Consider the following 13,910-nt stretch of genomic DNA (forward strand, 5'->3'; position numbering starts at 1 on the left):
ATATGGAATTTTCAAAGAAAACACGTGAATTGTCAATTAAAAAAATGCAGGAACGCACCTTGGATCTCTTGATTATCGGTGGAGGGATTACAGGAGCTGGTGTAGCCTTGCAGGCAGCAGCCAGCGGTCTTGATACTGGATTGATTGAAATGCAGGACTTCGCAGAAGGAACATCTAGCCGTTCAACAAAATTGGTCCACGGAGGTCTGCGTTACCTCAAACAATTCGACGTAGAAGTGGTGTCAGATACAGTTTCTGAACGTGCAGTAGTTCAACAAATCGCTCCACATATTCCAAAACCAGATCCAATGCTCTTGCCAGTTTACGATGAAGATGGGGCGACCTTTAGCCTCTTCCGTCTCAAAGTAGCCATGGACTTGTACGACCTTTTGGCAGGTGTTAACAATACGCCAGCTGCTAACAAGGTCTTGAGCAAGGATCAAGTCTTGGAACGCCAGCCAAACTTGAAGAAAGAAGGCTTGGTAGGAGGTGGGGTTTACCTTGACTTCCGTAATAACGATGCGCGTCTCGTGATTGAAAACATCAAACGTGCCAACCAAGACGGTGCCCTCATTGCCAACCACGTTAAGGCAGAAGGCTTCCTCTTTGACGAAAGTGGCAAGATTACAGGTGTTGTAGCTCGTGATTTGTTGACAGACCAAGTCTTTGAAATTAAGGCTCGTCTGGTTATCAACACGACAGGTCCTTGGAGCGATAAGGTACGTAATTTGTCCAATAAGGGAACACAATTCTCACAAATGCGTCCAACTAAGGGAGTTCACTTGGTAGTGGATTCAAGCAAGATTAAGGTTTCACAGCCAGTTTACTTTGACACAGGTTTGGGTGACGGTCGTATGGTCTTTGTTCTCCCACGAGAAAACAAGACTTACTTTGGTACAACGGATACAGACTACACAGGCGATTTGGAACATCCAAAAGTGACGCAGGAAGATGTGGATTATCTACTTGGCATTGTCAACAACCGTTTCCCAGAAGCCAACATCACCATTGATGATATCGAAAGCAGCTGGGCTGGTCTTCGTCCATTGATTGCAGGCAATAGCGCTTCTGACTACAATGGAGGAAATAACGGAACCATTAGTGATGAGAGCTTCAATAGCTTGATTGCGACTGTCGAAGCTTATCTCTCGAAAGAAAAAACGCGTGAAGATGTTGAATCTGCTGTTAGCAAGCTTGAAAGCAGCACTTCTGAAAAACACTTGGACCCATCTGCAGTTTCTCGTGGTTCGAGCTTGGATCGTGATGATAATGGTCTTTTGACCCTTGCTGGTGGTAAAATCACAGACTACCGTAAGATGGCTGAAGGAGCTATGGAGCGCGTGGTTGACATCCTCAAAGCCGAATTTGATCGCAGCTTTAAACTGATCAACTCGAAGACTTATCCTGTTTCAGGTGGAGAATTGAACCCAGCAAATGTGGACTCTGAAATTGAAGCCTTTGCGCAACTTGGAGTTTCACGTGGTTTGGATAGCAAGGAAGCTCACTATCTCGCAAATCTTTACGGTTCAAATGCACCGAAAGTCTTTGCCCTTGCTCACAGCTTGGAACAAGCGCCAGGACTCAGCTTGGCAGATACCTTGTCCCTTCACTATGCAATGCGCAATGAGTTGGCTCTAAGCCCAGTTGACTTCCTCCTTCGCCGTACCAACCACATGCTCTTCATGCGTGATAGTTTGGATAGCATCGTTGAGCCAGTTTTGGATGAAATGGGACGATTCTATGATTGGACAGAAGAAGAAAAAGCAGCCTACCGTGTGGATGTCGAGGCAGCTCTTGCTCAAAACGATTTGGCAGAACTAAAAAATTAAGAAAAATTAGAAGAGAGGGAGGGTAGCATTCCTTGTCGCCCGCCCCTTCTTTTAAATGGAGACAAAGATATGATGAAAGAATTATTTGGAGAATTTTTGGGGACCTTAATCCTCATCCTCCTAGGAAATGGTGTTGTAGCAGGTGTGGTTCTTCCCAAAACCAAGAGCAACAATTCAGGATGGATTGTGATTACTATGGGATGGGGAATTGCTGTAGCTGTTGCGGCCTTTGTATCTGGCACGCTCAGTCCAGCCCACCTAAATCCAGCTGTGACGTTTGCGATGGCCTTAAAAGGAACGCTCTCTTGGGCTTCTGTTTTCCCTTATATCCTAGCCCAATTCGCAGGAGCGATGGTGGCTCAGATTTTGGTTTGGTTGCAATTCAAACCGCATTATGAGGCAGAAGAAAATGCAGGCAATATCCTAGCGACCTTTAGTACTGGACCAGCAATCAAGAACACAGTATCCAACTTGATCAGCGAAGTCCTTGGAACCTTTGTTTTGCTCTTGACAATCTTTGCCTTGGGACTCTATGACCTTCAAGCCGGTTTAGGGACCTTTGCAGTGGGGACCTTGATTGTCGGTATCGGCCTTTCACTAGGTGGGACAACGGGTTATGCCTTGAACCCAGCTCGTGACCTTGGACCTCGTATCATGCACAGCATCTTGCCAATTCCAAACAAGGGAGACGGAGACTGGTCTTATGCTTGGATTCCAGTTGTAGGACCTATTGTTGGTGCGGCCCTAGCAGTTCTCGTATTTTCACTTTTCTAAGATAAAAGAGTTTATTGGCAACAGAGTTTGAGATGAAAATCTCAGGCTCTTTTTTGATGGCCAAAACATTAATATTTTAACTTATCTTAAAATAAGCTAAAATCAATTTTTAAGTTATGGTAAACAGTTGAAAAAAAGGTTGATAAAGTGGTAAAATGTTAGGAAGATAAGATGCTAACAATACATACTGATAGTTAATAGAAACAATATATTAATGGATAGCTTATGAAAAAACAACGAAATTTACATGTATTCTTAGGCCGGACGGCTCTATATTTTGTAATCTTACTTGGTTTGCTTTATTTTTTTAGTTACCTTGGTCAGAGCCAAGGCACCTTTATTTATAATGAGTTCTAGTTTAAAGGAGAAGAGGAACAGTGTCTAATAAACCGATAAAAGATATGATTGAAACGATTGAGCACTTTGCTCAAACGCAACCAACATATCCTGTCTACAATGTTTTAGGCCAAGAACATACTTATGGTGATCTGAAGGCTGATTCGGATAGTTTGGCTGCAACCATCGATCAACTAGGCTTACCTGAGAAATCTCCAGTCGTCGTTTTTGGCGGACAGGAATATGAGATGCTGTCTACCTTTGTTGCGCTGACTAAGTCGGGACATGCCTATATTCCAATTGATAGCCATTCGGCCTTGGAACGAGTTTCTGCTATCGTAGAAGTTGCAGAACCAAGTTTGATTATTGCCATCTCAGATTTTCCATTAGAGCAAACTAGCACACCGATGCTGAATTTAGAGCAAGTCCATGAAGCTTTTGCTCAAGCTTCTAGCTACGAGATGACCCATCCAGTCAAGGGAGATGACAACTACTACATCATCTTTACTTCTGGTACGACTGGTAAGCCTAAAGGAGTGCAGATTTCCCATGACAATCTCCTCAGCTTTACCAACTGGATGATTACAGACAAGGAATTTGCGACGCCAAGTCGTCCACAAATGCTGGCTCAGCCACCTTATTCTTTTGACCTGTCTGTCATGTACTGGGCGCCGACCTTGGCACTAGGTGGTACGCTCTTCGCTCTTCCTTCAGCCGTCACTCAGGACTTTAAGCAACTCTTTGCGACCATCTTTTCCTTGCCAATCGCTATCTGGACCTCAACACCGTCCTTTGCAGATATGGCTATGTTGTCAGAAGACTTTAATAGTGAGAAAATGCCAGAAATCACGCATTTCTACTTTGATGGTGAAGAATTGACGGTCAAAACAGCTCAAAAACTGCGCGAGCGATTCCCAAATGCCCGTATTATCAATGCCTATGGTCCAACAGAAGCGACAGTAGCCCTGTCAGCAGTTGCTGTAACAGACGAGATGTTGAAGACTCTCAAACGCCTGCCAATCGGCTATACCAAGGCTGATTCTCCGACCTTTATCATTGATGAGGAAGGTAAGAAAGTTCCAAATGGTGAACAGGGAGAAATCATCGTTTCTGGGCCAGCTGTTTCAAAAGGCTATATGAATAATCCTGAAAAAACGGCAGAAGCCTTCTTTGAATTTGAAGGCTTGCCAGCCTATCACACAGGTGATGTGGGAACCATGACAGATGAAGGCTTACTTCTCTATGGTGGACGCATGGATTTCCAGATTAAGTTTAATGGTTATCGCATTGAGCTTGAAGATGTCTCTCAAAACCTCAACAAGTCTCGCTTTATCGAGTCTGCTGTTGCTGTCCCACGTTATAACAAGGACCACAAGGTACAAAATCTACTGGCCTATGTCATCCTAAAGGATGGTGTCCGTCAGCAGTTTGAACGTGATATCGATATTACCAAGGCTATCAAAGAAGACCTAGCAGATATCATGATGTCTTATATGATGCCGTCTAAGTTTCTCTATCGAGACAGTTTACCGCTAACGCCTAATGGTAAAATTGATATCAAGGGCTTGATTAACGAGGTAAACAGTAGATGATGGAGCTTTATAAACAGCTACCTCATTTGGAACCTTATGGTGATCTTCAGTACTTTTTATACGTAATTGTTGCAACTTTACCTATCTTTATCGGTCTTTTTTTCAAGAAACGTTTTGCCTTGTACGAGGTGCTCGTTAGTCTCTTCTTTATCGTCACCATGTTGGTCGGTGGAAAGACGAATCAAATAAACGCTTTGATCCTTTATGTTATCTGGCAAGTACTGCTTGTATCTTTCTACAAAAGGTACAGGAAACAACGGGATAGTAAATGGATATTTTACCTGGTTAGCTTTCTATCCCTATTGCCAATCGTCTTTGTGAAAGTATCTCCTGCTATTCATGGACCTCAATCTTTGTTTGGATTTTTAGGGATTTCTTACTTGACCTTTCGTGCAGTTGGGGTTATCGTTGAGTTGAGAGACGGTGTCATCAAGGATTTAACGATTTGGCAATTCTTACGTTTTCTTCTCTTTATGCCGACTTTCTCAAGTGGTCCCATTGATCGTTTCAAACGCTTCAATGAAAATTACGAGACCATTCCTGAGCGGGATGAGCTGATGGATATGCTAGAAGAGGCTGTCAAATATATCATGCTGGGCTTCCTCTACAAGTTTATCTTGGCTCACATTTTAGGAGAGACATTATTGCCTCCGCTGAAAAATTTGGCCTTGCAGACAGGTGGTTTCTTTAACCTCTACGCTTTAGCGGTCATGTACACCTTTGGTCTGGAGCTCTTCTTTGACTTTGCGGGCTACTCTATGTTTGCCTTAGCCATTTCAAACTTGATGGGTATTCATAGTCCTATCAACTTTAACAAGCCCTTTTTGTCAAGGGATTTAAAAGAGTTTTGGAATCGTTGGCACATGAGTCTATCCTTCTGGTTCCGTGACTTTGTCTTTATGCGGATGGTCATGGTGTTGACCAGAAAGAAGGTTTTTAAGAATCGCAATGTCACTTCAAGTGTAGCCTATATTCTCAATATGCTGATTATGGGATTTTGGCATGGTGTGACCTGGTACTACATCGCCTATGGACTTTTTCATGGGATTGGGCTGGTCATCAATGACGCTTGGGTTCGTAAGAAAAAAGCGCTCAATAAAGAACGTAAAAAAGCTGGAAAGGGTTCCTTACCTGAGAATCGCTGGATTCAGTTGCTTGGCATGGTTGTCACCTTCCATGTCGTGATGGTTTCATTCTTAATCTTTTCTGGATTTTTGAATGATTTATGGTTTAAAAAATAAAAGGATATAAAAAATGGATATCAAATCAGAAGTTATTGAAATTATTGATGAGTTGTTTATGGAAGATGTTTCTGACATGATGGATGAAGATCTTTTTGATGCCGGTGTCTTGGATAGCATGGGAACGGTTGAATTGATTGTTGAGATTGAAAACCGTTTTGACATTCGTGTTCCAGTGACGGAGTTCGGTCGTGATGACTGGAATACGGCTAATAAAATCGTAGAAGGTATTACGGAGTTGAAGAATGCTTAAACGCTTGTGGCTGATCTTCGGGCCTATCTTCATTGCTGGATTTTTGGTTCTTCTACTCATCTTTTTTTATCCAGGTACAACAAACCATAATCTGACGGAGGAGAAATATTCGGCGGCTTCTGTTAGTGCAGAGAGTTTTAAAGAGAGAAGCCAAAAGGTAAGGGCTCTTACGGATCCAAATATGCGTTTTATTCCTTTTCTAGGGTCCAGTGAATGGATTCGATTTGATAGTGTCCATCCAGCTGTTTTAGCGGAAAAATATCATCGTCCCTATCGTCCTTACTTTCTAGGTCAAGCAGGAGCAGCCTCTCTCAATCAATATTTTGGCCTACAGCAAATTTTGCCAGAAATAGAGAATAAGCAGGCTGTATTTGTGATTTCGCCTCAGTGGTTTACGGAGACAGATTATGAACCCGCAGCGTTTCAGAGATTTTTTAACAGTGACCAATTAACAGCTTTTTTGGGAAATCAATCTGGTGACATTGCTGCAAAGCATGCGGCTATTCGATTGTTAAAGCAGAATCCTAATGTTGCATTAAAAGGCATTGTTCAAAAATTGTCAAAGGGTGAAGAATTATCAGATGTTGATCAGGTTGCTATTGATATTTTTGCGCGATTCAACGAAAAACAATCCGCTCTCTTTGGACAATTCTCCATTCGAGGACAACTCAAGTACAAGGAACACGTGGAGAACTATTTAAAAGATCTTCCGGATCAATTTTCTTATGATGAGTTAGAAAAAATTGTTCGTAAGGACGCAGAAGCAAATACGACCAATAACGATATGGGGATGGAAAATCATTTCTATACGAGAGAGATTCAAAAGGATTTAAAAAAATGGGAAGGGTATCAAAAAAATTACAACTTCCTCAAGTCCTCCGAGTACAATGATTTGCAGCTGGTCCTCAATCAATTTGCTAAGTCGAATGTCAATGTGCTCTTTGTCATTCAGCCGGTTAACAAGAAGTGGATGGAGTACACAGGGCTCAGTGAAGAGATGTACCAGCATGCAGTGGAGAAAATTCGTTACCAATTAGAAAGTCAGGGTTTTACCAATATTGCTGATTTTTCAAAAAATGGAGGGGACCCTTATTTTGTTAAAGATACCATTCATCTAGGATGGTTAGGTTGGCTAGCTTTTGATAAGGTTGTCAATCCTTTCTTGACGGATCCGAAACCAGCTCCAGACTACAAGATGAATGACCGCTTCTTTAGCAAGGACTGGGCGACCTATGATGGGAACATCAAAGATTTCCAATAAAATGAGCTAAAAGTTTGGGATTTGAACCCAAGCTTTTTTGTTTAAATGGCGAATATTTAAGATGCAAATAGGTCAAAAGTTTCAAAATTTTTAGAAATAGCGTATAATATAAAAGAGAAAAAGAAAAGAAAGGGATTTTAAAATGAACAAACGTTCTTTGTTACCTGTCTTATCGACAGCCCTGTTAGCTCCAGCCTTCTTAGCTGGACAAGTATACGCTGAAGAAGCAACAACTCCTGCAGAAAGTTCAGCTGTTGTAGCGACTCCAGCTACGTCGGCGACTCCAGCTCCTGTTGAGAGCCCTGCGGTACCGGAAACTTCGGCAACTTCAGAAGCGGTTGTACCTACAGAAGCTCCGTCAGCTCCTGCTGAATCTACTAAAAGCGAAGAAAAGGACACTGTTATCTTACACACCAATGATGTCCATGGTCGTATTGTAGAGGAAAAGGGAGTAATTGGAGATGCCAAGTTAGCAACTGTCATTGAGCAGGAACGTGCGAAATCAAATCAAAATACTCTAGTTGTTGATGCGGGAGACGCTTTCCAAGGTTTACCGATTTCCAACTCTACTAAGGGTGAAGCGCGTGCTGAAATTCTCAATCAGATGCAGTATGATGCAATGGCAGTAGGAAACCATGAGTTTGACTTTGGTTTAGACGAAGCTAAGAAATACAAGGAAATCTTGAAATTCCCATTACTTAGCTCAAATACCTATGTCAATGGAGCTCGTCTTTTTGAAGCTTCTACAATCGTTGATAAAGATAAGACTGTGGAAGGTGATGAGTTTGTTGTAATCGGCGTGACAACACCTGAAACAGCAACCAAAACTCACCCTAAAAATGTCAAAGGGGTAACTTTTACAGATCCAATCTCTGAAGTCAATAAGGTCATCGAAGAAGTTCAAGCCAAGGCTCGTGCAGAAGGTAAGGACTACAAACACTATGTTGTGCTCGCTCACTTGGGTGTAGATACCACAACTCCAGTCGAGTGGCGTGGTTCAACCTTGGCAGAAGCTCTATCTAAAAATCCTCGTCTCAAAGGGAAACGCGTAACAGTAATCGACGGTCACTCTCATACAGTAGAATCAACGACTTATGGAGACAATGTTACCTATAACCAAACAGGAAGTTACCTTCATAATGTTGGGAAGGTTATCTACAAATCACGTCAGCTTTTGGGCAATCCAACTCAGATTCCGGCTGCTGATGCTAAAAAATTACCAGCCAATCCAACAGTTGAAAAACTAGTCAAAGACATTAAACAAAAATACGATGCTGAAAATGCTGTTGAAGTCGTTTCAAACAGCCCTGTAGAACTAAACGGTGATCGTGAAAATGTTCGGGTCCGTGAAACCAACCTCGGAAACGTCGTGGCAGACTCGCTCTATCAGTATGGTCAAACAGGATTTAGCCATCCGACTGACATCGCTGTGACAAATGGTGGTGGCTTGCGTGAAACCATTGCAAAAGGCAAACCAATCACCAAAGGCAATGTCATTGCCGTTCTTCCATTTGGAAATACCATCTCACAAATCCAAGTGACGGGGCAACAAGTCTTAGATATGTTTGAAAAATCACTCGGATCTATCTTGCAGGTCGATAAGGATGGCAAGAAGGTCTTGGATGAGAACGGGCAACCATTGTTGGAGCCAAGTGGTGGTTTCTTGCAAGTTTCAGGTGTGAAGGTCTACTATGATACCAACCTACCATCAGGAAAACGTGTCTTGGCCATCCAGGTTAAAAACCGTGCAACTGGTCGTTATGATCTTCTAGACCTCGCAAAAACCTACTATCTTGCAACCAATGATTTCCTAGCTGCGGGTGGTGATGGCTACACTATGTTAGGTGGTGCGCGTGAAGAAGGTCCTTCTATGGATGCAGCCTTTGAAGAGTATCTGAAGACTGCTGATTTGGCCCAGTATGAAAAGATCAACCCGAACTCACGGACAATTTCTGTGGATTCTAAAAACTTTAGTCTGCCAGTAGAAACGCCTCAAACGAATGCAGCTACTAACGATGCGACTACAAATGTGCCATTGACTTATGAGGTGGCAGGTCAATTTAGCAAGAAGGCAGTTGTCTCAGAAAAAGCCCTTCCAAATACAGGAAGTGAACAGTCCATCTTCTTGCTCTTGATGGGAATGGTAGCTGGTTTGGCAGGTATCTTATCGAGCCGAAAACCAAAGCAAAAATAGGTTAAATTTCACATCTAGAAGAGTCTAAGGAAACGTTTTTACGCCTTTTTCCCTTGACTCTTTTTTGGTTTATGATATAATTAACCAGTAAAGAATCGGTGACTATCTCTATTTTTTACGAAAAAGATAGCTAGGGAAGGAGTAACACATGAGACAGCTTGCGCAGGAAATCGATAACTTTTTAAACGAGGTGATCTTGAGATCTGAGAACCAGCATGAAATTCTAATCGGGCATTGCACGAGTGACGTTGCCTTGACCAATACTCAGGAACACATCCTCATGCTCTTGTCAGAAGAATCCCTAACCAACTCGGAGTTGGCCCGTCGCCTTAATGTCAGTCAGGCGGCAGTGACCAAGGCTATCAAATCTTTGGTCAAAGAGGGTATGTTAGAGACATCCAGAGATCCCAAAGATGCGCGTGTGATCTTTTATCAACTGACAGAGCTGGCTCGACCAGTGGCAGAGGAACACCACCATCATCATGAACACACGCTCTTAGCCTATGAACAAGTGGCAAGTCAGTTTACTCCAAATGAACAAGAAGTTATCCAGCGGTTTTTAACTGCTTTAGTAGGAGAAATCAAATAATGCGGTATATTACAGTAGAGGACTTGTCTTTCTATTATGACAAGGAACCTGTCCTCGAACATATCAACTACAGTGTTGATAGTGGGGAGTTTGTCACCCTGACTGGTGAAAATGGAGCTGCCAAGACGACGCTGATTAAGGCAAGTCTAGGCATCTTGCAACCAAGATTTGGTAAGGTAACCATCTCAAAGACAAACACTCATGGGAAAAAGCTTAGGATCGCTTATCTTCCCCAGCAGATTGCCAGTTTTAATGCTGGTTTTCCAAGTACGGTTTATGAATTTGTCAAGTCGGGTCGCTATCCGCGAAAGGGCTGGTTCCGTCGCTTGAATGCCCATGATGAGGAGCATATCAAGGCCAGTCTAGACTCGGTTGGTATGTGGGAACACCGTGACAAACGAATTGGGTCCCTCTCTGGTGGGCAAAAGCAACGAGCAGTTATTGCAAGGATGTTTGCTTCTGACCCAGATATCTTTGTCTTGGATGAGCCGACGACAGGGATGGATGCTGGAAGCAAAAATGAATTTTACGAACTCATGCACCATAGTGCCCACCATCATGGCAAGGCTGTTTTGATGATTACCCATGACCCTGAGGAGGTCAAGGACTATGCGGATCGCAATATTCATCTAGTCCGTAACCAAGACTCACCATGGCGTTGTTTCAACGTTCACGAAAGCGACCAGGAGGTGGACCATGCTTAGTTTGTTATCTTATGACTTCATGCAGCGTGCCTTCTTGGCGGTCATTGCCATGAGTCTCTTTTCTCCAGTTCTTGGGACCTTCCTTATCTTACGTCGTCAGAGTCTCATGAGTGATACCCTCAGTCACGTTTCTCTGTCAGGGGTAGCCTTTGGTCTGGTTTTGGGAATTTCTCCAACTATTTCAACCATTGCTATCGTCTTGATTGCTGCGGTCTTTCTAGAGTATCTCCGGACAGTCTATAAGAACTTTATGGAAATCGGGACTGCCATCCTCATGTCAACAGGACTTGCAGTGTCTCTTATCGTGATGAGTAAGGGGAAAAGTTCGAGCTCCATGAGTTTGGACCAATATCTCTTTGGGTCTATTGTGACCATTAGCCAGGAGCAGGTGCTATTCCTCTTTGCCATTGCTGCGGTCGTTTTGCTCTTGACTTTCTTGTTCTTGCGACCAATGTATATCCTGACTTTTGATGAGGACACGGCCTTTGTGGATGGCTTACCAGTTCGTACCATGTCTATCCTCTTTAACATGGTGACAGGGGTGGCCATTGCCCTTATGATTCCAGCTGCAGGAGCTCTTCTGGTATCGACCATTATGGTTTTGCCAGCTAGCATTGCCCTTCGTCTGGGGAAAAATTTCAAATCCGTTATGTTACTAGCCAGCGCTATTGGCTTTTTGGGAATGGTGGCAGGACTTTATATTTCCTACTATGCGGAAACCCCTGCTAGCGCAAGTATCACCATTATCTTTGTAGCTGTCTTTTTGTTAGTCAGTCTACTGAAACGTTTTATCAAATAGGAGAATGAAATGAAAAAACTGAGCTTACTACTAGCTAGTCTATGTGCCTTATTTTTAGTGGCTTGTTCCAATCAAAAACAGGCAGATGGGAAACTAAATATCGTGACAACCTTTTACCCTGTCTACGAATTTACCAAGCAAGTCGCAGGAGATACTGCTAATGTAGAACTTCTAATCGGTGCTGGTACAGAACCCCATGAGTACGAACCGTCTGCCAAGGCAGTTGCCAAAATCCAAGACGCAGATACCTTTGTCTATGAAAATGAGAACATGGAAACTTGGGTCCCAAAACTGCTAGAATCCTTGGATAAGAAAAAAGTGAAAACCATTAAGGCAACAGGCGATATGCTCCTCTTGCCAGGTGGTGAGGAAGAAGAGGAAGGGCATGATCATGGCGGTGAGGGTCACCATCACGACTACGATCCCCATGTTTGGCTTTCACCAGTTCGGGCCATTAAACTAGTAGAACATATCCGTGACAGCTTGTCAGCAGACTATCCTGATAAAAAAGAGACTTTTGAGAAGAATGCGGCTGCCTATATTGAAAAATTGCAAACCTTGGACAAGGCCTACACAGATGGCTTGTCTCAAGCTAAACAAAAGAGCTTTGTGACCCAGCACGCTGCCTTTAACTACCTTGCCTTGGACTATGGTCTCAAGCAAGTATCCATCTCAGGTCTATCACCAGATGCAGAGCCATCAGCAGCACGTTTGGCAGAATTAACAGAGTATATTAAGAAAAACAAGATTTCTTATATCTACTTTGAAGAAAATGCCTCACAAGCCCTAGCTAATACACTTTCAAAAGAAACAGGTGTCAAACTAGACGTGCTCAATCCGCTAGAAAGTCTAACAGAAGAAGCAAGCAAGGCTGGTGAGGACTATATCTCCGTGATGGAGAAAAACCTCAAGGCTTTGAAACAGACAACGGACCAAGAAGGACCAGAAATCGAGCCAGAGAAGGAAGAAAATACCAAGACAGTTCACAATGGTTACTTTGAGGATGCAGATGTCAAAGACCGTACCTTGAGTGACTATGCTGGCAACTGGCAGTCTGTCTATCCTTTCCTTGAAGATGGGACCTTTGATCAAGTCTTTGACTACAAGGCTAAGTTGACTGGCAAGATGACCAAAGATGAGTACAAGGCCTACTATAGAAAAGGCTATCAGACAGACGTGACCAAAATCAACATCACGGACAACACTATGGAATTTGTTCAAGGTGGCCAAAGCAAGAAATTCACCTACAAGTATGTCGGCAAGAAAATCTTGACTTATAAGAAAGGTAATCGTGGTGTGCGCTTCCTCTTTGAAGCGACAGATGCGGACGCTGGACAGTTCAAGTACGTTCAGTTTAGTGACCACAATATCGCCCCAGTTAAGGCAGAACATTTCCATATCTTCTTTGGAGGTACTAGCCAAGAAGCCCTCTTTGAAGAGATGGATAACTGGCCAACCTACTACCCAGATAACCTATCTGGCCAAGAAATTGCCCAAGAAATGTTGGCGCATTGATGCAAGAGAAAATCCCGCAATCTGCGGGATTTTTTGCTAGAAACGATTAGGTTGTTAGGTATTATAGTATCACAGATGTACTGTTCACAATGTGATAAAGCAGTCATTTTCTACTGGCTGCTTCTCACTAGCTGGCGAATGCAAAAGCTACGATTGTACAAATTATAGAATCTTTTCAGGGGATTTAGGAAGGAATCTTAGTCATATTGACGCTGCTATCGCTTTTTGTTATAGTCAAGGAGAGAGCAGTCTGGAACAATAGTTTATTCACAGTCTGTGGATAAGTCTAGGGGAAAATGATATATAATCCAGGGTGTTGAAGCATCCTGATAATAGTTTCGTATATTAGTGACTTTCTGGAAATTTAGTAGAAACCCTAGTACAGGGCTGTTTGACAAAGGTATGTTTAGGGTGAAGGCTTCCAAGTCTAAGAGCTGTCTTCTGGAGAAGCTGATTTTTAGGAATGTTTTCTTATCCACAAGTTGTGGATAACTGTAGAGAGTCAGCTTGTAGATCAACTTCAGGTCCAAGTTTCATAAAAGAAGAACCTTTGCGCGGTGCAAAGGTTCTTTTGGTTATGTGACTATTAGTCCGTCTCGCTCCGTAAGGTGCGAGACAAATAAACCACCCGCTATGCGGGTGCGCGACGAAGGTTATACCAAAAAAACTCCAAACGCGATACAATAAAGGTGTTCAAGCCAATTGTAAAGCGAAAGGAGAAAAATATGGCACAAAAGGCACATAGTTTATCACACACAAAGTGGATGTGTAAATATCACATTGTGTTCACCCCTAAGTATAGACGAAAAATCATTTATAATCA

12 protein-coding genes and 1 pseudogene are annotated in these 13,910 nt (G+C 42.8%); all 13 read left to right on the top strand.

Annotated elements, in window-relative coordinates:
* Positions 1–2 precede the first annotated feature (2 nt).
* On the top strand, positions 3–1,829 hold the full coding sequence (glpO, locus tag D8844_RS09335; RefSeq protein ID WP_125423613.1) for a type 1 glycerol-3-phosphate oxidase: 1,827 nt from the start codon (positions 3–5) through the stop codon (positions 1,827–1,829).
* A gap of 69 nt (positions 1,830–1,898) precedes the next feature.
* Positions 1,899–2,603, top strand: coding sequence for an MIP/aquaporin family protein (locus D8844_RS09340; RefSeq protein WP_125423616.1), 705 nt, complete (start codon positions 1,899–1,901; stop codon positions 2,601–2,603).
* Positions 2,604–2,828: 225 nt separating this feature from the next.
* Positions 2,829–2,960, top strand: a complete 132-nt coding sequence (locus D8844_RS09345) for a teichoic acid D-Ala incorporation-associated protein DltX (protein ID WP_008276434.1) — start codon at positions 2,829–2,831, stop codon at positions 2,958–2,960.
* Positions 2,961–2,980: 20 nt separating this feature from the next.
* Complete coding sequence (gene dltA / locus D8844_RS09350; RefSeq protein WP_125423619.1) at positions 2,981–4,531, top strand: D-alanine--poly(phosphoribitol) ligase subunit DltA; 1,551 nt, start codon at positions 2,981–2,983, stop codon at positions 4,529–4,531.
* The gene (dltB, locus tag D8844_RS09355) at positions 4,528–5,772 is read left to right on the top strand and encodes a D-alanyl-lipoteichoic acid biosynthesis protein DltB (protein WP_125423623.1); all 1,245 of its coding nucleotides are present in this window, start codon (positions 4,528–4,530) and stop codon (positions 5,770–5,772) included. Before dltA ends, dltB begins: the two co-directional genes overlap by 4 nt.
* Positions 5,773–5,785: 13 nt before the next feature.
* Positions 5,786–6,025, top strand: a complete 240-nt coding sequence (gene dltC, locus D8844_RS09360) for a D-alanine--poly(phosphoribitol) ligase subunit DltC (protein ID WP_000351972.1) — start codon at positions 5,786–5,788, stop codon at positions 6,023–6,025.
* A complete protein-coding gene (gene dltD / locus D8844_RS09365; RefSeq protein ID WP_125423627.1) occupies positions 6,018–7,286 on the top strand; it encodes a D-alanyl-lipoteichoic acid biosynthesis protein DltD in 1,269 nt (422 codons plus the stop codon). Before dltC ends, dltD begins: the two co-directional genes overlap by 8 nt.
* Positions 7,287–7,428: 142 nt before the next feature.
* Positions 7,429–9,480: a cell surface ecto-5'-nucleotidase Nt5e gene (nt5e, locus tag D8844_RS09370; protein ID WP_125423630.1), complete on the top strand. Its 2,052-nt coding sequence runs from the start codon at positions 7,429–7,431 to the stop codon at positions 9,478–9,480.
* Between the two features lie 148 nt (positions 9,481–9,628).
* Positions 9,629–10,069 (top strand): zinc-dependent transcriptional regulator AdcR, encoded by a 441-nt coding sequence (gene adcR, locus D8844_RS09375; protein WP_001249328.1) that lies wholly within the window; start codon positions 9,629–9,631, stop codon positions 10,067–10,069.
* Positions 10,069–10,773 carry a metal ABC transporter ATP-binding protein gene (locus D8844_RS09380; protein ID WP_001269482.1) on the top strand — a complete coding sequence of 235 codons (705 nt, stop codon included), beginning with the start codon at positions 10,069–10,071 and terminating at the stop codon, positions 10,771–10,773. Before adcR ends, D8844_RS09380 begins: the two co-directional genes overlap by 1 nt.
* Positions 10,766–11,572 carry a metal ABC transporter permease gene (locus tag D8844_RS09385; protein ID WP_000950027.1) on the top strand — a complete coding sequence of 269 codons (807 nt, stop codon included), beginning with the start codon at positions 10,766–10,768 and terminating at the stop codon, positions 11,570–11,572. Before D8844_RS09380 ends, D8844_RS09385 begins: the two co-directional genes overlap by 8 nt.
* Before the next feature lie 9 nt (positions 11,573–11,581).
* Entirely contained in the window at positions 11,582–13,087 is a 1,506-nt protein-coding gene (gene adcA / locus D8844_RS09390) for a zinc ABC transporter substrate-binding lipoprotein AdcA (RefSeq protein ID WP_125423633.1), read from the top strand.
* Positions 13,088–13,812: 725 nt separating this feature from the next.
* Positions 13,813–13,910: pseudogene (locus D8844_RS09395) on the top strand (IS200/IS605 family transposase); the annotation flags it as partial.

Source organism: Streptococcus oralis (genome assembly GCF_003942875.1).
In the GTDB taxonomy this organism is placed as follows: Bacteria; Bacillota; Bacilli; order Lactobacillales; family Streptococcaceae; genus Streptococcus; species Streptococcus oralis_BX.